Annotated in this window: 13 protein-coding genes; 4 read left to right on the top strand and 9 right to left on the bottom strand. The window is 71.8% G+C overall.

Annotation, left to right across the window (positions count from 1 at the left end):
* The first annotated feature begins 26 nt into the window (after positions 1-26).
* A complete protein-coding gene (locus RC1_RS15160; RefSeq protein ID WP_012568312.1) occupies positions 27-923 on the top strand; it encodes a TIGR01459 family HAD-type hydrolase in 897 nt (298 codons plus the stop codon).
* 42 nt (positions 924-965) lie between these two features.
* On the opposite strand, the gene RC1_RS15165 is transcribed toward RC1_RS15160, so the two are convergent.
* Complete coding sequence (locus RC1_RS15165; protein WP_012568313.1) at positions 966-1,628, bottom strand: sulfite oxidase-like oxidoreductase; 663 nt, start codon at positions 1,626-1,628, stop codon at positions 966-968.
* A 349-nt stretch (positions 1,629-1,977) separates the two neighbouring features.
* Between RC1_RS15165 and RC1_RS20300 the strand changes: the two genes are divergently transcribed.
* Entirely contained in the window at positions 1,978-4,338 is a 2,361-nt protein-coding gene (locus RC1_RS20300) for a mechanosensitive ion channel domain-containing protein (RefSeq protein ID WP_012568314.1), read from the top strand.
* Between the two features lie 36 nt (positions 4,339-4,374).
* Here RC1_RS20300 and folB read toward each other — a convergent pair whose 3' ends face one another.
* The 4 genes from folB to RC1_RS15190 form a co-directional block, all read right to left on the bottom strand.
* On the bottom strand, positions 4,375-4,800 hold the full coding sequence (gene folB / locus RC1_RS15175; RefSeq protein ID WP_012568315.1) for a dihydroneopterin aldolase: 426 nt from the start codon (positions 4,798-4,800) through the stop codon (positions 4,375-4,377).
* A gap of 52 nt (positions 4,801-4,852) precedes the next feature.
* Positions 4,853-5,953, bottom strand: a complete 1,101-nt coding sequence (locus tag RC1_RS15180; protein ID WP_012568316.1) for a site-specific DNA-methyltransferase — start codon at positions 5,951-5,953, stop codon at positions 4,853-4,855.
* Positions 5,954-6,132: 179 nt separating this feature from the next.
* Positions 6,133-6,777, bottom strand: a complete 645-nt coding sequence (locus tag RC1_RS15185) for a ribonuclease HII (protein ID WP_041785428.1) — start codon at positions 6,775-6,777, stop codon at positions 6,133-6,135.
* Between the two features lie 8 nt (positions 6,778-6,785).
* Positions 6,786-8,918 carry a S9 family peptidase gene (locus RC1_RS15190; RefSeq protein WP_012568318.1) on the bottom strand — a complete coding sequence of 711 codons (2,133 nt, stop codon included), beginning with the start codon at positions 8,916-8,918 and terminating at the stop codon, positions 6,786-6,788.
* A gap of 216 nt (positions 8,919-9,134) precedes the next feature.
* Here RC1_RS15190 and hemN point away from each other — a divergent pair, with 216 nt between their 5' ends.
* Positions 9,135-10,487, top strand: a complete 1,353-nt coding sequence (gene hemN / locus RC1_RS15195; protein WP_012568319.1) for an oxygen-independent coproporphyrinogen III oxidase — start codon at positions 9,135-9,137, stop codon at positions 10,485-10,487.
* Positions 10,488-10,686: 199 nt separating this feature from the next.
* Positions 10,687-11,976 (top strand): 5'-nucleotidase, lipoprotein e(P4) family, encoded by a 1,290-nt coding sequence (locus RC1_RS20305; RefSeq protein WP_012568320.1) that lies wholly within the window; start codon positions 10,687-10,689, stop codon positions 11,974-11,976.
* Positions 11,977-12,068: 92 nt separating this feature from the next.
* Here RC1_RS20305 and RC1_RS15210 read toward each other — a convergent pair whose 3' ends face one another.
* From RC1_RS15210 to RC1_RS15225, 4 genes are all read right to left on the bottom strand, one after another.
* Positions 12,069-13,235 carry a PA0069 family radical SAM protein gene (locus RC1_RS15210; RefSeq protein WP_012568321.1) on the bottom strand — a complete coding sequence of 389 codons (1,167 nt, stop codon included), beginning with the start codon at positions 13,233-13,235 and terminating at the stop codon, positions 12,069-12,071.
* Between the two features lie 39 nt (positions 13,236-13,274).
* The gene (locus RC1_RS15215; RefSeq protein WP_012568322.1) at positions 13,275-14,177 is read right to left on the bottom strand and encodes a 4-(cytidine 5'-diphospho)-2-C-methyl-D-erythritol kinase; all 903 of its coding nucleotides are present in this window, start codon (positions 14,175-14,177) and stop codon (positions 13,275-13,277) included.
* Positions 14,178-14,320: 143 nt separating this feature from the next.
* Positions 14,321-16,120 (bottom strand): tetratricopeptide repeat protein, encoded by a 1,800-nt coding sequence (locus tag RC1_RS15220; RefSeq protein ID WP_012568323.1) that lies wholly within the window; start codon positions 16,118-16,120, stop codon positions 14,321-14,323.
* 290 nt (positions 16,121-16,410) lie between these two features.
* A complete protein-coding gene (locus RC1_RS15225; protein ID WP_012568325.1) occupies positions 16,411-18,072 on the bottom strand; it encodes an electron transfer flavoprotein-ubiquinone oxidoreductase in 1,662 nt (553 codons plus the stop codon).
* Positions 18,073-18,080: the final 8 nt, after the last annotated feature.

An 18,080-nucleotide genomic window follows, 5' to 3' on the forward strand; every position in this document is an offset into this window, starting at 1 on the left:
CGCCCCCGCAAGCTCCGGCCCGCCGCATGACCGCACCGATCCCGCTCCATCACGGCCTCCGTGAGGTCGCCGACCGCTATGACGGCTACATCCTGGACCTCTGGGGCGTGCTGCACGACGGCGAGCGCGCCTTTCCCGGCGTCCCCGAGGCGCTGCGGGCGCTGAAGGCGCGGGGCAAGTGGATCTGCCTGCTGTCGAACGCGCCGCGCCGCTTCCCCGGCACGCTGAAGCGGCTGGAGGCGATGGGCCTGACGCCCGACCTCTGGCACGCCATGATGACCTCGGGCCAGGCGGCGCACCTGGCGCTGCGCGACCCGCCGGACGACTGGCACGCCGCCCTGGGGCCGCGGCTCTACCATCTGGGGCCGCCGCGCGACGCCGACGTGTACGAGGGCCTGCCCGGCCGCATCCGGGTGGCGACGCCGGAGGAGGCGGACTTCGTCGTCAATACCGGGGTGGACGATTTCGACGAGACGGTCGCCGACTACGAGCCGGTGCTGCGCCGCTGCGCCGACCGCCGCCTGCCCATGGTCTGCGCCAATCCCGACCTGATCGTGCATGTTGGGCCGAAGCTGGTCGTCTGCGCCGGCCTGCTGGCCCAGCGCTACGAGGAGATGGGGGGCGAGGTGCGCTACCACGGCAAGCCGCACCCGCCGGTCTACCGCCGCTGCTTCGACCTGCTGGCCGGGCTGGCGGGGGCGCCGCTGGACCCGGCCCGCATCGTCGCCATCGGGGACAGCCTGCGCACCGACGTGGCGGGGGCCCGCGCCGCCGGGATCGACGCCATCCTGGTCACCGGCGGCATCCACCGCGACGAGCTGGACGCCGCGGCCGGCGGTCACGGCGATCCGGCGAAGCTGGAGGAGATCGCGGCCGCCGCCCCGGCCCGGCCCACCGGCGCCCTGCCGGCCCTGGTCTGGTAGGGCCGGTCTGGCAGGGCCGGCGGTGCCCGCGGCCGGTTCCGGTCAGGAGTAGCGCTGCTCCTTCCAGGGGTCGCCCTCGTTGTGGTAGCCGCGCTCCTCCCAGAAGCCGGGCCGGTCCTCCGCCAGGAACTCCATGCGGTTCACCCACTTGGCCGATTTCCAGAAATAGAGCTTCGGCACCACCACGCGCACGGGCCCGCCGTGCTCGCGCGTGATCGGCCTGCCCTCCCAGGTGTCGGCCAGCAGCACGTCGTCGTCGTCGAAGGCGGCCAGGGGAAGGTTCGTGGTATAGCCGTCGAAGCTGTGGAACAGGATGTGCCGCGCCTCCGGCTTCGGCTTCACGACCGACAGGATGTGCCGGGCCGACACGCCCTCCCAGAGATTCTCGTAGCGCGACCAGGCGGTGACGCAATGGATGTCGGAGACGTCCTGGAAGCGCGGCTGGGCGCGGAAATCGTCCCACTTCCAGACGGTCGGGGTCTCCACCAGCCCGTCCACCCGCAGGTGCCAGGTCTCCGGCCGGATGTCGGGCTGCACGCCCAGATCCAGCACCGGCCAGTTCTTCACCTCGCGCTGGCCCGGCGGCAGGCGCTGCCCGGGCTCGCCCTGGATGCCGGTCAGGTGCCGGCCCTCCCGCGCCCAGCGCTGCTTGCTCTCCACCAGCTTCTGCTTGATCTGGCCGATCAGGCCCGGATCGTCGGGCATCGCCTTCCATCCCCGTCAACGGTTCCGCTGGCCATAACATAGCGGCCGGCACGCCGGAGGGCGAGGGGGGCGACGGCAGGGGGCGACGGCAGGGGGCGGCGGCAGGGCGGCCCGTCGGTCCGTGCGCGGCCTGCCGCCCGGCCGGGGCTGCCCGCCGCCCACACTTGTCACCGGGCGGCCGGAGCGCCTGTGAGGGCGCATGCCGCAAGGCGGAGCGGGGCAGCGACACTCCCGCGGGGAAGGGGCGGCCGGGTCTCCGGACGGCGCGAAGGGGGTAGCCGGGTTGGCAGCCCGCGCCGGTCCCGCTAGTCTGCCCGCTGACATGCCGCAACCTTCGGACAGCCCGTAGATGGCTCCTCACAGTCTCCCGCTGCGCTCCCCGGCGCGGCTGCTTCTGCCTGTTCTGCTTGCGCTGCTGCTCGTCGGCTGGCTGTCCGCCGGCCCGGCGTCGGCCCAGACCATGCCCCAGCCGCAGCAGACGGCCGCCCCCGTCACCACCGAGGAGATGGAGCGGACGGTCAAGATGCTGGAGGACCCGGCCCAGCGCGAGGTGATGGTGCGCCAGCTCCGGGCCATGATCGCCGCGCAGAATGCGGAGAAGCGCGAGCGCCCGGTGGAGACGCTGGGCACGCGGATGCTGACCACGCTGTCGGAACGGGTGGAGAAGGTGGGCAACCAGCTCGCCACCACGGGCGAGGCGCTGGTCGATACGCCCCGCGCCATGGCCTGGGTCAACCGCCAGATCAACGATCCGGCCCGGCGCGAGACCTGGCTGCGGCTGCTGATGGAACTGACCATCGTCATCGTCGCCGGCGTCTCCGCCCGCTTCACCATGCGCTGGCTGCTGCGCGGACCGCGCGCGGCGCTGGGGGAGCGGCCGGCCCCGACGGTCTGGGCCAAGGTGCCGCTGCTGCTGGGTCGCGGACTGCTGGACCTGTTGCCCGTGGTGGCCTTCGCCGCGGCCGGTTACGGCGTGCTGACGCTGGTCGAGACGCAGAAGGCCGTGCGGCTGGCGGCGCTGACCTTCCTCAACGCCAGCATCTTCGTGCAGACGGTGATGCTGACCACCCGGCTGCTGCTGTCGCCGCTGACGCCGAACCTGCGGCTGCTGAAGGTGACGGACGAGACGGCGCTGTACCTCACCATCTGGACCCGGCGGATCGCCTTCGCCTCCGTCTACGGCTACTTCGTGGCCCAGGCGGCGAAGATGCTGGGACTGCCCGAGCAGCCCTACGAGGCGATGCTGAAGCTGGTCGGGCTGGTGGTGGCGGTGATGCTTCTCATCATCACCCTCCAGAAGCGCCATGCCGTCGGGGAGTGGCTGCGCCACGACCGGGCGGCGCCGGTGCCGCCCGGCCCCGATCCGGCGGATGCTGCCCTGGCCGCCGCCGTCGCGGGGGAGGCGGCGCCGGCCGTCCCCGCCGGGCCGGCGGCCCGACCCGCCGCCGGGTCGGGTGCCGCGGGCCGCGCCCTGGCGGCGGCGCGGCGCCGGCTGGCCGATGTCTGGCACATCCTGGCGTCCGTCTACATCATCGTGATCTTCGGCATCTGGGCGCTGGAGATCCAGGGCGGCTTCGAGTTCGTGCTGCGCGCCACGCTGATCTCCGGGGCGGCCCTGATACTGGCCACCCTGCTCACCCGCGGGCTGGACCAGCTTGTCCATCACGCCTTCACGCTGGCGCCGCAGATGAAGGCGCAGTATCCGCTGCTGGAAGCACGGGCGCACCGCTACCTGCCGATCCTGCACCGGCTGCTGCGCACCGGCATCCTGGTGACCGCGACGCTGGCCGTGCTCCAGGCCTGGGGCGTGGACGGGCTGGCCTGGCTGCAGTCGCCGCCGGGCCAGCGCATCGTCTCCGCCGTCATCTCCATCGGTGTCACGCTGCTGATCGCCATCGGCGCCTGGGAACTGGTCAGCAGCGGCATCGAGCGCTACCTGACGGCCAAGGACCGCACCACCGGCAAGGCGCTGGAACGCAGCGCCCGCGTCCGCACCCTGCTGCCGCTGCTGCGCAACGCCTTCCTGATCCTGCTGCTGACCATGGTGGCGCTGACCGTGCTGTCGGAACTGGGCATGGACATCGCCCCGCTGCTGGCCGGTGCCGGTGTCATCGGTCTGGCCATCGGCTTCGGTTCGCAGACGCTGGTGAAGGACGTCATCACCGGCATGTTCATCCTGTTCGAGGACACGATCGCCGTGGGCGACGTGGTGGATGTCGGCAACGGCCACAGCGGGCTGGTCGAGGCCATCTCCATCCGCACCATCCGGCTGCGCGACATGACGGGCACGGTGCATGCCGTTCCGTTCAGCTCGGTCACCAGCCTGAAGAACCTGACCAAGGACTTCAGTTTCTACATGTTCGACGTGAACGTGGCCTACCAGGAGGACACGGACCGCGTGGTGAAGGTGCTGGAGGATCTGGGGATGGAGATGATGCGCGATCCGCGCTACGCGCCCCTGATCCTGGCGCCGCTGGAGATCATCGGCGTGGACGGGTTCCAGGAGAACGCCGTGCTGATCAAGGCCCGGTTCAAGACGCGGCCGATCCAGCAATGGACCGTGGGGCGGGAGTTCAACCGCCGCATGAAGCGCCGCTTCGGCGAGCTGGGGATCGAGATCCCGTTCCCGCAGCGCACCGTCCACATCGTCGGCATGCCGCCGGAGGGGATGGCCAGGCCGACCCTGGCCGCGGCCGGGGCGGCGGACTGACGGGAAACGGAAGGACCGGGAAGCGCGGGCGGCCCGTCAGGGCTGCCCGCGGGTGATCTCGATGCCGACGCTGGCGGCCTCGGCGAAGGCGTCCAGCTTCTCGATCCGCACGGTGACGGCGCGGATCCGGACATCGGCCAGCAGCGCCGCGGCGATCCGCTCGGCCAGCGTCTCCAGCAGGTTGACATGGCCCGCCCCGACGATGCCGCGGACGGTCTCCACCGCCTCCTCGTAGGAGACGACGTCGGCGATCTCGTCCCGCTTCGGACCGACCCGGTCCAGCACATGCAGGTCCAGGCTGACCCGGATGCGCTGCGGCACCGTCTTCTCGTGGTCGTAGATGCCGACCACGGCGAGCAGTTCCATGTCGCGCACGAAAAGGCGGGCGAGCGCGCGGCCGGGAAGGACGCGCGCGGACGGGCGGGTGACCTGGGAGAAGAGCTTGTTCATGGCCGCGGGCATTTAGCATCCGCAGCAGAGCCGCTCAAGCGCGCGTTGGGGTCCGGCCGAGCGGTCAGTGCATCTCGGCGATGACCTTCTGCCGCAGCACGTCGATCGGGGCCAGGCTCTTGCCTTCCTGGAAGTGCCAGTAGGTCCAGCCGTTGCAGGCCGGCAGCCCCTGCACGGCGGCGCCGACCTTGTGGATGGAGCCGCTGTGCTGGCCCAGATGGTTCTGCGCCACCAGCGTGCCGTCGGCCCGCACCTTTGCGATGACGCGGCGGCGCTGGTCGAACAGGTTCGTGCCCGGCTTCAGCAGGCCGCGCTCCACCAGATGGCCGAACGGCACCCGCGGCTGCGTCCGCCGTGCCGGCACGTCCACCAGTTCGGGTTCGGCCAGTTCCTCCACCGCGGCGATGCGGGCGTTGGCGAGGCGGGCGTACTCGTGCTCCCGCTCGATGCCGATCCAGCGGCGGCGGAGCTGCTTCGCCACCGCCCCCGTCGTGCCGGTGCCGAAGAACGGGTCCAGCACCAGATCGTCCGGCCGCGTCGCCGCCAGCAGCACGCGGTAGAGCAGCGCCTCCGGCTTCTGCGTCGGGTGCGCCTTCTGCCCGTCCTCGCCGCGCAGGCGCTCCGCGCCGGTGCAGAGCGGCAGCGTCCAGTCGCTGCGCATCTGCAGTTCCTCGTTCAGGTTCTTCATCGCCTCATAGGCGAAGTAGTATTTCGCCTCGCGCGACTTGGCGACCCAGATCAGGGTCTCGTGCGCGTTGGTGAAGCGCCGTCCCTTGAAGTTCGGCATCGGGTTGGACTTGCGCCAGACGATGTCGTTCAGGATCCAGAAACCCAGATCCTGGAGGATGGAGCCGACGCGGAAGATGTTGTGGTAGCTGCCGATCACCCAGAGCGTGCCGTCGTCCTTCAGGGCGTGGCGGGCGGCGCCCAGCCAGTCGCGGGTGAAACGGTCATAGGTCGGCAGGTCGCTGAAACGGTCCCACTCCTCGTCCACCCCGTCCACGCGGCTGTGGTTCGGCCGCAGAAGCTCGCCCGAGAGCTGCAGATTGTAGGGCGGATCGGCGAACACCATGTCCACCGACCCGGCCGGCATCTGGGACATCAACTGGATGCAGTCGCCGACCAGGATGCGGTTGGCGGCGGTGTTCTCGGTGGGCCTGGTCATGGCGAGCGGGGCGTCCCTTGGTCTGGCTTTTTGGCGAATCAAGCCGCCCAAGGTGAGTCGTCCGCGAGTCCACGTCAATGTCATTTTTCCAGAAGAGTCAGTGGAGTCAGTCGGTTAACTAAGACTCTTCGGACTCTGCTGCAAGATATGGGGCCGCTCTGCGGTCAGGAGCCCCAGCCTTAGCCGTTGCCGTCCTGCACCAGGGCGAGGCGGAGTTGCTCCGCCACCGGGGCGAAGCTGCGCCGGTGCTCGGGCGTGGCGCCCAGCCGGCGCAGCGCCTCGCGGTGGGCGGCGGTGCCGTAGCCGGCGTTGCGTTCCCAGCCGTAGCCGGGATGGCGCTCGGCCAGCTCCGCCATGATGCGGTCGCGCGTGACCTTGGCGACGATGCTGGCCGCGGCGATGGACAGGCACAGCGCGTCGCCGTCCACGATGGCCTCCACAATGGCGCAGGGCAGGGGCGGGCGCTGGTTGCCGTCCACCAGGGCCACGGCGGGCAGGGGGGCGCCCAGCCCCTCCACCGCCCGCCGCATCGCCAGGAAGGTGGCGCGCAGGATGTTCAGCGTGTCGATCTCCGCCACGTCGGCGATGCCGACTCCGACCCGGGCCTGCGCCCGGATCAGGCCGCAGAGCGCCTCCCGCCGGGCGGCGGAGAGGCGCTTGCTGTCGTCGATGCCGGCGCACCAGTCCGGCAGCGGCCCGCCGGGCAGCACCACCGCCGCGGCCACCACCGGCCCCGCCAGCGGGCCGCGCCCGGCCTCGTCCACGCCGCAGACGATCCGGCCCGCGGCGTGCCCGTGGCGATGCTCCAGCGTCAGGTCCGGCATCGCCGCGCTCACTTCCCGTCCGGCTTCGCCGGGTCGGGCTTCGCGGTATCCGGCTTCGCCGCCTCGGGGCGGTAGCGGTCGAACCAGGCCAGCGTGGTGTTCGCCTTGGCGATCAGGTTCGACGGCCGCCGCGCGATGCCGTGCGGCGCCTCGGGGATGCGGACCATGGCGGTGGGGATGCCGCGCAGCTTCAGCGCCTGATAGTACTGCTCCGTTTCCGACATCGGGGTGCGGTAGTCGGCCTCGCCGGTCACCAGCATTGTCGGGGTCTTCACGTTGCCGACCAGCGACAGGGGCGACCGGCGCCAGTACTCCTCCTGCTTCTCCCAGGGCATGCCGGAGAACCAGTAGCGGGTGAAGTAGGGCGGCATGTCCGCCGTCAGCGCGAAGCTGGTCCAGTTGATCACCGGCTTCGCCACCACCGCCGCCTTGAAGCGGTCGGTCTTGCCGACGATCCAGGCGGTCAGCACGCCGCCGCCCGACCCGCCGGTGACGTAGAGCCGGTCGGGATCGACGAAGCCCTTGGCGATCACCGCATCCACGCCGGAGATCAGGTCGTCATAGTCGGCGCTGGGATAGTTGTGGTGGATCTGGTTGGCGAAGTCGTCGCCGTAGCCGGTGCTGCCGCGCGGGTTGGTATAGAGCACGGCATAGCCCGCGGCGGCGAACAGTTGCAGTTCCGCACCGAAGACCGGGCCGTAGCTGGCGAAGGGGCCGCCGTGGATCTCCAGGATCAGGGGCAGCCTGCCCTTGGCCGTGGCGGGGTCGAAGCCCGGCGGCGTGATCAGCCAGCCCTGGATCTCGCGCCCGTCGGCGGAGGATTTCCAGGTCAGCGCCTCGGTCCGGCCCAGGGCGCGGTTGCCCAGCAGGTCGGCGTTCAGGTCGGTCAGGCGCCGGGCCGCGCCGGCCTTCTCTCCCGCCGCCACGTCGGCCGGGCGGTCCGGGCCGGCGGCGGTGTAGGCGAAGCGGCCGTTCCGGGAGACGCTGAAGCTGCCCGAGGTGTAGGGCCGGTCCAGTGTCGTGCCGCCCAGATCCTCGGCCAGCACCTCGCGCCGGCCGTCCAGCCCGATGCGGGCCAGCACCATGTTGCCGCGGTCCTCGTAGCTGACCAGGATGGCCTTGCCCTCGTCCGTCCAGGCCGGGGCGTCCACCGACCGGTCCAGCCCCTCGGTCAGGGTGCGGATCTCGCCCGTGCGCCGGTCCAGCACGGACAGGCGGGAATTATGGTAGCCGCGGCGCTGGTCCTCGAAGCCGGTGAAGGCGATGTAGCGCCCGTCGGGGGAGACGGCGGGATCGCTGTCCGGCCCCTTGCGCGTGGTCAGGGTGCGGATCGTGCCGTCCTTCACGCTGACCTCGTGCAGGTCCTGGTTCAGCGGGTCCGTCTCCCAGTCGGGGTTGCGGTTGGCGGCGATGATGATGGCGCTGCCGTCGGGCAGCCAGGCGGGCTGGCCCCTGTGGTCGAAGTCGCCGCTGGTGAGCTGGCGGGGGGTGCCGCCCTCGGCCGGCACGACGAACAGGTGGTGACGGCCCTGCTCCAGGAAGCCCGCCCCGTCGGCGCGGTAGACCATGCTGTCCACCACCTTGACCTTGGGCGCCCACTCGGCCCCGTCCGGCTTCGGCGGCATGGTGCCCAGCGGCTTGCCCTCGGCCTTGACCAGCATGGTGAAGGCCAGCCAGCGGCCGTCCGGCGACCAGGCCAGATTGTCGGGATCCTCCGTCAGGTGGGTGACGGTGGCGGTCTGGCCCGTGTCCATCCAGCGCACATGGATCTGGCGCTGGCCACCCTCGGCCTGGACATAGGCGATGCGGCCGCCGTCGGGCGACCAGCGGGCCAGCGAGGCCGGCACCCGGCCGGGCAGCAGCGGCCGGTGCGAGCGGCCCTCATGGTCCACGACCCAGAGGGTGGGGACGGCGCGGTCCTTCATGATGTCCATGCCGACGCGGGCATAGACGATCTGCTTTCCGTCGGGGCTGATCTGCGGATCGCGCGCATATTCCAGTTCGAAGACGTCGCGGTCGGTGAAGGGCGGCGGTGTCGCCGCCTCCGCTGCGGCCCCCTGTGCCGCCCCTTGCGCCGAGGCCGCTGCGGCCAGCAGCAGGGTGGCGCCGAACAGTCCCCGTGCGATCAGGCCCGTACCCATGAAACTCCCCGTTCTTTCGGTTGGTGTTCTTCCGGTTGGAGCGCCGACCCTAGACCGCTTCCCGCCGTACGGGAAGCCGGGCGCGCGACCGGACCCAGGGGCGCGCCGCGGGGTGGTCCGGTGCCCCGCGACAAGCAGCAGGCTTGACCCATGTCAAAGCGGAATGTTCGGTCCCCGACGCACTCTCCGAGCAAATTCAGGAAAGGCCTGACCAGGATGCGTCCCGACCTCGTCGCCAAATATCGCAGCCAGCGGGTGCCGCGCTACACCAGCTATCCCGCTTCCCCCCACTTCTCGTCCGACGTGGATGCGGATACCTACAGGCAGTGGCTGTCGGAGATGCCGGCGGACGGCACGTTGTCGCTGTACCTGCACATCCCGTTCTGCCGCAGCATGTGCTGGTACTGCGGCTGCCACACCGTCGTCGTGCCGCACGACGATCCGATTCGCACCTATCTCCAGGCGCTGACCCGCGAGATCCGGACGGTCTCGGCCCTGCTGCCGGCGGGGCCGCGGGTGACGCACCTGCATTTCGGCGGCGGCACGCCGACGCTGATCCCGGCCGACGCCTTCGCCGAGCTGATGGAGGGCATGCGCGAGGCGTTCCGCTTCGACGCCGATGCCGAGCTGGCGATCGAGGTCGATCCCCGCACCCTGCCGGAAGCGCTGCCGGCGGTGCTGGCCGCGGGCGGCATCAACCGCGCCTCGCTGGGCGTGCAGAGCTTCGACCCGGTGGTGCAGAAGGCGATCAACCGCTTCCAGTCGCCGGAGATGACGGCCGAGGCGGTGGCGCGGCTGCGCGCCGCGGGCATCGCCGGCATCAACCTGGACCTGCTCTACGGCCTGCCCCACCAGACGGTGGAGTCCTGCATCGAGACGGTGCGGACCGCGCTGACGATGGACCCCGACCGGCTGTCGGTGTTCGGCTACGCGCACATGCCGTCCTTCAAGTCGCACCAGTCGCGCATCGGGGAGGACCACCTGCCCGACGCGGAGGAGCGCATCCGTCAGGTGCTGGCCCTGGAGGCCACCCTGCAGGAAGCCGGCTATGTCCGCATCGGCATGGACCACTTCGCCAAGCCCGACGACCCCATCGCCGTGGCCGCCCGGGACGGGCGCCTGCGCCGCAACTTCCAGGGCTACACGACGGACAGCGCCGACGCGCTGATCGGCTTCGGCGCCTCGGCCATCGGCCGGATGCCGCAGGGCTTCGTCGCCAACATCGTCCCCGTGCCGGGCTACCAGAAGGCGGTGGCGGAGTCCGGGCTGGCGGTCGGCCGCGGCTTCCGCGTCAGCGACGACGACCGGCTGCGCGCCCGCCTGATCGAGCGGGTGATGTGCCAGTTCGAGGTGGACATCGACGCCATCGCCCAGGAGTTCGGCCGCCCCGTCGCCTCCGTCCTGCCGCCGCGGGCCGATCTGGCGCGGCTGCGCGACGACGGGCTGATCGAGCTTGAGGGCAACCGCCTGCGCGTGGTGGACGAGGCGCGGCCGCTGGTGCGCAGCGTCGCCGCCCTGTTCGACGCCTACCTCGATCCGGAGGGCGGCCGCCACAGCCGGGCGATCTGAGGCCGGGCAATCTGAGGCCGGGCGATCCTTGCCGGCAGGCGCCACGGAGGTGGTGCCCCGGAAGTTCCACGGCGCGGCGTGCCTGTCGCAGGACGGGCACGCCGCCCGTCTGTCCGGGGGGCGGCTGTCCGGAGCGCGGCGGTCGCCCCCCGCATCATTCCACCTGACAGCAGGTCCATAGACGGTGCGGGAGAAGTCGATGGTTCGGATCGATCGTGTGTTGGCGGGGGCGGCGGTGGTCGTCATCGCGGCGGCCCTCATCATTCCCCTGGAGCCCATAGGCAAGGCCCCGCCGCCCGCGACCCCGGCCGCCGTCCCGGCGGTGACGGCGCCGGCGCCGGACGTGCAGGTCGCCGCCCCGACCGCCCCGACCGTCGCGGCTCCCACGCCGGCCCCCGCGCCGCAGGCCGAGGCTCCGGTTCCGGCACCGCAGGCCGAAGAAGCGCCGGCTTCCGCCGCTCCGGCGCCGCAGGCCGAGGCTCCGGTTCCGGCCCCGCAGGCCGAAGAAGCGCCGGCTTCCGCCGCTCCTGCGCCGCAGGCCGAGGCTCCGGTTCCGGCCCCGGCACCGCAGGCCGAAGAAGCGCCGGCTTCCGCCGCTCCGGCGCCGCAGGCCGAGGCTCCGGTTCCGGCCCCGCAGGCCGAAGAAGCGCCGGCTCCCGCCACTCCGGCGCCGCAGGCCGAGGCGCCTGCCCCGGTGTTCGATCCGGAGAAGGATCCGCGGCTGACGGCGACGCTCTGGGCGCAGACGGCGTCGGAGCATCGCTATGCCCTGGTCCAGGCCTTCGATCTTGCCGCCCTGCGCCTGCCGGATGCGCTGCGCCTGCCCGGCTCGGCCGCGGTGGAACAGGAGGACGGGGGCGAGGGCAAGCCGCCCGCCGCCGTGTTCGACGTGGACGAGACGGTGCTGGACAACGGCGTCGCCGAGGCGCTGAGCATCCTGAAGAACGAGTCCTTCAACACCGCCTCCTGGGATGCCTGGGTTGCCGCCCGTGCCGCCACCGCGCTGCCCGGCGCGGTCGAGTTCGTGGAGCTGCTGCGCCGCAACGGCGTCCGGCCGATCTTCATCACCAACCGCGAATGCGGCGGCCCGCGCGCCGGGGAGGCCGATGCCTGCCCGCAGAAGACCGATACGCTGGCCAACCTGCGGGAGAAGGGCTTCGGCGACGTGCAGCCCGACGACCTCTGGCTGGCCGGGGATGCCGTGCCGGCGGACTTCCAGCCGGTCGTCGGTGCCGCCACCTTCCCCAAGGACAAGACCACCCGCCGCGCCCTGGTGGCGGACCGCTACCGCATCGTCATGATGTTCGGCGACCAGCTCACGGACTTCGTCTCGGTCCGGCGCGGCTCCACCCCGGCCGACCTGAACGCCCTGGCCGACCGGCATGCCGACCTCTGGCGCAGCCGCTGGATCACCCTGCCGAACCCGATGTACGGCATCTGGCTGAACGTGATCCCCGCGCCGAAGTCGGGGGGCCTCGTCACGCAGTGACGGAAAAGGCTGTCACGCAGTGACGGGAAAGGCTCGTCACGCAGTGACGGGGAAAGCACCCACGCCGTGACGGGGTGCGGGCGGGGACCGGCTCAGAACAGGCCGAGCTGGTCCCCCGGTGCGGGCGGCGGGCGGAAGCGGGTGCAGTCCAGCTCCAGCCGCCGTTCGTTCAGGCCCAGCCGCACGCAGGCCAGATGGAAGCGGCGGCGCAGCAGCTCCGCATAGGGGCCGGTGCCGCGCATCCGGGTGCCGAAGGCGGCCTGGTACAGCCCGCCGTCGCGGCACTGGCGCAGCAGGCTCAGCACCCGCGCCGCCCGGTCGGGTGCGTGCTCGTGCAGCCATTCCTGGAACAGGGCGGCGATCTCCAGCGGCAGCCGCAGCAGGATGTAGCTGGCCCGCTTCGCCCCGGCTGCGGCCGCTTCCTCCAGGATCGCCTCCAGCTCATGGTCGGTCAGGCCGGGGATCATCGGGCTGGCCAGCACGGCCACGGGAATGCCGGCCGCCGCCAGTTCCCGCACCGTCTCCAGCCGGCGGGCCGGGGTGGCGGCGCGGGGCTCCATCCGGCGGGCAAGGTCGCGGTCCAGCGTGGTGACGGAGACGGCGACGGAGACCAGCCCCTCCGCCGCCATCGGTGCGAGGATGTCCAGGTCGCGGGTCACCAGCGCCGACTTGGTGATGATGCCGACCGGGTGGCGGAAGTCGCGCAGCACCTCCAGCACGCCGCGGGTGATGCGCTCCTGCCGCTCGACCGGCTGGTAGGGGTCGGTGTTGGAGCCCAGGGTCAGCGGCTTCGGCACATAGCCCCGGGCCCGCAGCTCCCGCGCCAGCAGCTCCGCCGCGCGCGGCTTGCGGAACAGCGTCGTCTCGAAATCCAGTCCCGGCGACAGGCCCAGATAGGCGTGCGACGGCCGGGCATAGCAGTAGATGCAGCCATGCTCGCAGCCGCGGTAGGGGTTCAGCGAGCGGTCGTGGGGGATGTCCGGGCTGTCGTTGCGGGCGATGACGCTGCGGCTGGTATCGTCGTGCAGCACCGTCCGCAGCGGCGGCAGGGCGTCGTCGTCTGTCGCCTCAGACGGGCTAGAGCCGGGTCCCGTCCGGTCAGGCTGCGTCCGGGCGGGCCGCGACCAGCCGTCGTCGATGGCGACGCGCCGGGTCGGCTCGAACCGGCCGGAGCGGTTCGACAGGCTGCCACGGCCCTTGACCGCGCGATCGGGCAGTTCGTCCACCATCCCGGCAGGGTGCCATGCCGGACGGAACATATCAAGAACATTGCCGGCCGTTCCCCGGCCGGGGACGGGTCAGCCCGCGATCTCCACCGCCGGCACCTGGGGCAGCAGCGGGGCGGCTTCCGCCCACCAGCCCGGCCGGGCCGCGCGCAGCCCCGCCGCGGCCGCCCGCGCATCCGTTTCGCTTCCGAAAAGACCGAAGCAGGTGGCGCCGCTGCCGGACATGCGGGCGAGCCGGCAGCCGGCCGTGCCGCGCAGGGCGTCCAGCACCTCCGCCACCACCGGGGCCAGGGCGATGGCCGGGGCCATCAGGTCGTTCCCCCGCTCTTCCAGCATCGTTACGAAGTCGGAAAGATCGGCCGGCGCCCGTTCCAGCCGGCCGGCGGTGCTGAACCCGTCCCGGCGCGCGCCGAACACCTCCTTCGTGCCCAGGCCGATGCCGGGATTGACCAGCACCAGCCAGACCGGGGGCAGGGCGGGGGCGGGGTCGATCACGTCGCCGATGCCGCCGAAATAGGCGCTGCGCCCGTGCAGGCAGACCGGCACGTCGGCGCCCAGGCCGGGGGCCACGGCCGCCGGACGGGGATCGTCCGGGTCCAGCCCCCAGAGGGCGGCCAGCGCCCGCAGGGCCGCCGCCGCGTCGCTGGAGCCGCCGCCGATGCCGCCGGCCACGGGCAGCCGCTTGTGCAGCGTCACCGCCACGTCCGGGGCGCGGCCCACGGCCTCGGCCAGCCGGCGGCAGGCGCGGGTGACCAGATTGCGTTCCGGGTCCTCCGCCCGCAGGGGGGCCGCGAAGGGGCCGTCGATGCAGAGCCGGAACGTCTCCGCCGGCGCCACCTCCACCACGTCGCACAGCCCGGCGAAGACGACCAGACTGTCCAGCAGGTGGTAGCCGTCGGGCCGCCTGCCCAGCACATGCAGATAGAGGTTCAGCTTGGCGGGGGCGGCGGCACGGACGGGCAGGGGCACGGTCATCGGAGGGGCACAGGGGGCTGGGGTCGGAACGGCCGCCACAGTCCCCGAGGCGGCCGCCGGAATCAAGCCCGGCGGCACCGGGCGGGCCGGGCTGCGGCGCCCTGCATCAGGCGCACCTGTCCCCCGGCCGGAAGCGCCCGGCGTCAGGGCGTCGCCGGGGCGGTGCCGGCCGTCCGGGGCAGGGGCAGGCCGTCCTTCAGCTTCGCCTCCGCCGTGTGGCGCAGCGTGTCGTCCTCGGCCTGCTGCGCCGCCCGGCGCCACTGGAACCGCGCCTCGGTACGGCGGCCGGCGACCCAGTAGGCGTCGCCCAGATGGTCGTTGATCTCGGGCTCGAACGGTTGCAGTTCGGCGGCGCGCTCCAGTGTCTCCACGGCACGGGGGATTTCGCCCTGCCGGAACAGCGCCCAGCCCAGGCTGTCCATGATGTGGCCGTTGTCGGGGTGCAGGGCGACGGCCTTCTCCAGCAGCGCCCGCGCCTCCTCCAGGTGGATGCCGCGGTCGGCCCAGCCATAGCCCAGGAAGTTCAGGATTGACGGGTGGTCGGGGTTCAGCGCCAGGGCGCGGCGCAGATCGGCTTCCGCCTCCGGCCAGCGGCCTTCCCCTTCCAGCGACATGCCGCGGGCGAAGTACAGCACCCAGTCGCGTCGGCCGGGCTCCCCCGCGGGCAGGCGGGCGGCAGCGCGGTCGTAAGCGGCCACCGCCGCCGCGTACCGGCCGGCGATGCGGTGGATGTCGCCCAGCTCCAGCAGGGCATCGGTCCGCCCCGGCCGCTCGGCGGCCATCGCCTCCAGCATCGGCACGGCCTCGTCGGCGTGCCCGGCCCGGTGCAGCGCGTCCGCTTCGCGCAGGCGTGCCGCCCAGCCCACGGCCGGATCGCCGGTCACGGCCCGGTATTCCTCCAGCGCGTCCTGCGGCCGCTCGCGGGCCATCAGGATGTCGCCCACCATCATCCGGGCGAGCGGCTGCTGCGGCTTCAGGTGCAGGGCGATGCGGGCGAAGATCAGCGCCGCGTCCGCCGCGCCCTCCCGGTGCAGGCCCGCCGCCATGTCGAACAACGCCTCCGCCAGCCCGTCGCGGGCGTCGGCGACAAGGCGCGGGGGCGTGCCGCCGGCCTCCAGCCGGGCCAGGGTCTGCTCCAGGGCGGGGGACTCCGGATTCTCCGCCAGGAAGGCGGCATAGAGGGCGCGGGCCTGGTCCGGCCGGCCCTGACGTTCGTAGAAGTTGCCGGCCAGCAGCACCGGCCGCAGCGGCATTCCGTCCGCCAGGGCCTGCACATAGGCCGCGGCCGCGGCATCGGCGTTGCCGCGCAGATCCTCGATCAGCGCCGTCTGGAAATGGCGCAGCGCGGTGAAGCCCGGCGCCCCGCCCAGCTTGTCCAGCGTCTCCAGCGCGGCCAGGGCCGCGTCGGGATTGCCGGCGGCGACCTCCGTCCAGGCGGTCGCCAGGGGGGCGACGAGGCGGCCCGGCCCGTCGGCCGGCAGCGCCGCCAGCCGCGCCCGCGCCTCCTTGGTCCGGCCGGCGGCGATGTCGTCGGCCACCAGCAGGGCGTGGGCGGCGAAGGTACCACGGCCGTCCTCCACGGCGCGGCGGGCCAGGGGCAACGCCCCGGTCATGTTGCCTTCGGACAGGTTCACCAGGAAGGCGCGCCGGCGCAGCTCCGGGTTGTCGGGGTCATGGGCCAGCGCCTCGCTCAGCAGCCGGGCCGCGGCCTTGCCGTCGCCGGCGTTCTGCGCGACGCGGCCGGACAGATAGCTGGCCATCGCCTCACCGGACAGCCGGTCGGCCGCCGCATCGGCGCCGGAGGTGGCCTTGTCCGGTTCGGCCCGCGTCCCTCCGGCCAGCACCGGCAGGGCCAGCGCTGCCAGCAGGGCCAGCACCGCCGCGGACCTGCTGCCGCCCCGGATCCCGTGCCGACCGGAGCGCGTGATACCGGCCTGTCCCATCCCTGCCCGTTCCATCCGTCTGCCGTCCGTTCGCATGGCCCCGTCGACGGGGGCGCGGCGGGGCTTTCTCCAAATCCGCTGCGCGAAAGGAGCGTATCCAGAAAGGACTTAAGGGATCAACAAGGTTGCGCACCCGGAAAGGGCATGTTCCGGGACGGCGGCTGTGACCTTTCCCGGACCGGACGCCCGCCGGATGCCGTCCGGCGGGCCTGTCCCGTCACGACCGCCGTCGGCGGTCCGCATCCTGTCAGTATCTTGTGATTCCGCTGCCGGGCCCGTGCGGGGCCGGATCACATGTTCGGATAGTTCGGACCCCCGCCGCCCTCCGGCACGGTCCAGACGATGTTCTGCTGCGGGTCCTTGATATCGCAGGTCTTGCAGTGGACGCAGTTCTGGAAGTTGATGACGAAGCGCGGATTGCTGCCGTCGTCGTTGCGCACCACCTCGTAGACCCCGGCCGGGCAGTAGCGCTGCGCCGGCTCGTCGTAGGTGGGCAGGTTGTAGCTGATCGGGATCGAGGGATCCTTCAGCTTCAGGTGCGCCGGCTGGTCTTCCTCATGGTTCGTGTTGGAGAGGTAGACCGAGGAGAGGCGGTCGAAGCTGACGACGCCGTCCGGCTTCGGATACTTGATCTTCGGCGCCTGGTCGGCCGGCACCAGGCTCTCATGGTCGGCCTTCCTGTGGTGCAGCGTGTAGGGCAGCAGCCAGTTCAGCTTCAGCTCGTGCAGCCACATCTGGAAGCCGGCGTGCAGGGTGCCCAGGGTCATGCCCCAGCGCAGGCCCGGCTTCACGTTGCGGACCTTGTACAGATCCTCGTAGGCCCAGCTGTCCTTGAAGGACTTCTCGTAGACGTCCAGCGTGTCGCCCGGGCCGACACCCGCCTTCAGCCGGGCGAAGGCCGCGTCGGCGGCCAGCATGCCCGTCTCCATGGCGTTGTGGGTGCCCTTGATGCGGGGCACGTTCACGAAGCCGGCGGAGCAGCCGATCAGCGCACCGCCGGGGAAGGCCAGCTTCGGCACCGACTGGAGGCCGCCCTCGTTGATGGCGCGGGCACCGTAGGACAGCCGCTTGCCACCCTCCAGGATGGCCCGGATCGACGCGTGCTGCTTGAAGCGCTGGAATTCCTCGAAGGGCGACAGGTGGGGGTTCCAGTAGTCCAGGTTCACCACGAAGCCGATGGCGACCAGATTGTCCTCCAGGTGGTACATGAAGGACCCGCCGGTGGTCTTCTTGTCCAGGGGCCAGCCCTGGGTGTGGGAGACCCGGCCCGGCCTGTGCTTGGCGGGATCGACCTGCCAGAGTTCCTTGATGCCGATGCCGTACTTCTGCACATCGCAGTCGCGGCGCAGGTCGAAGCGCTCCATCAACTGCTTTGACAGGTTCCCGCGCACCCCCTCGGCGAAGAAGGTATAGGTGCCGTGCAGCTCCATGCCGGGGGTGTAGCGGTCGGTCGGCTCCCCGTCCTTGCCGATGCCCATGTCGCCCGTGGCGACGCCCTTGACCGAGCCGTCCTCGTTGTACACCACCTCGGCCGCGGCGAAGCCGGGATAGATCTCCACGCCCAGGGCTTCGGCCTGCTGTGCCAGCCAGCGGCAGAGCGAGCCCAGGCTGATGATGTAGTTGCCGTCATTGTGCATCAGCGGCGGCAACATGAAGTTCGGGATGCGGAAGCCGCCCTCCTCCTTCAGGATGTAGAAGCGGTCGTCCGTGACGGGGGTGTGGAGGGGAGCCCCCTTCTCCTTCCAGTCGGGGATCAGTTCCGTGAGAGCCCGCGGGTCCAGGACAGCCCCGGATACGATATGGGCTCCGACTTCGGAGCCCTTCTCCAGGACGCAGACGCTGACATCGTGTCCCTGTTCCGCGGCGAGCTGTTTGAGCCGGATCGCGGCGGACAGACCGGCTGCGCCGGCGCCCACGATCACGACGTCGTACTGCATCGATTCTCGTTCCATTTCGCTCC

The sequence above is a fragment of the Rhodospirillum centenum SW genome, assembly GCF_000016185.1.
GTDB classification, from domain to species: Bacteria; Pseudomonadota; Alphaproteobacteria; order Azospirillales; family Azospirillaceae; genus Rhodocista; species Rhodocista centena.

Coding starts and splice junctions, on each gene's coding strand:
- RC1_RS15160 (WP_012568312.1), top strand. CDS start 27: ATGACCGCACCGATCCCGCTCCATCACGGCCTCCGTGAGGTCGCCGAC.
- RC1_RS15165 (WP_012568313.1), bottom strand. CDS start 1,628: ATGCCCGACGATCCGGGCCTGATCGGCCAGATCAAGCAGAAGCTGGTG.
- RC1_RS20300 (WP_012568314.1), top strand. CDS start 1,978: ATGGCTCCTCACAGTCTCCCGCTGCGCTCCCCGGCGCGGCTGCTTCTG.
- folB (WP_012568315.1), bottom strand. CDS start 4,800: ATGCCCGCGGCCATGAACAAGCTCTTCTCCCAGGTCACCCGCCCGTCC.
- RC1_RS15180 (WP_012568316.1), bottom strand. CDS start 5,953: ATGACCAGGCCCACCGAGAACACCGCCGCCAACCGCATCCTGGTCGGC.
- RC1_RS15185 (WP_041785428.1), bottom strand. CDS start 6,777: ATGCCGGACCTGACGCTGGAGCATCGCCACGGGCACGCCGCGGGCCGG.
- RC1_RS15190 (WP_012568318.1), bottom strand. CDS start 8,918: ATGGGTACGGGCCTGATCGCACGGGGACTGTTCGGCGCCACCCTGCTG.
- hemN (WP_012568319.1), top strand. CDS start 9,135: ATGCGTCCCGACCTCGTCGCCAAATATCGCAGCCAGCGGGTGCCGCGC.
- RC1_RS20305 (WP_012568320.1), top strand. CDS start 10,687: ATGGTTCGGATCGATCGTGTGTTGGCGGGGGCGGCGGTGGTCGTCATC.
- RC1_RS15210 (WP_012568321.1), bottom strand. CDS start 13,235: ATGTTCCGTCCGGCATGGCACCCTGCCGGGATGGTGGACGAACTGCCC.
- RC1_RS15215 (WP_012568322.1), bottom strand. CDS start 14,177: ATGACCGTGCCCCTGCCCGTCCGTGCCGCCGCCCCCGCCAAGCTGAAC.
- RC1_RS15220 (WP_012568323.1), bottom strand. CDS start 16,120: ATGGGACAGGCCGGTATCACGCGCTCCGGTCGGCACGGGATCCGGGGC.
- RC1_RS15225 (WP_012568325.1), bottom strand. CDS start 18,072: ATGGAACGAGAATCGATGCAGTACGACGTCGTGATCGTGGGCGCCGGC.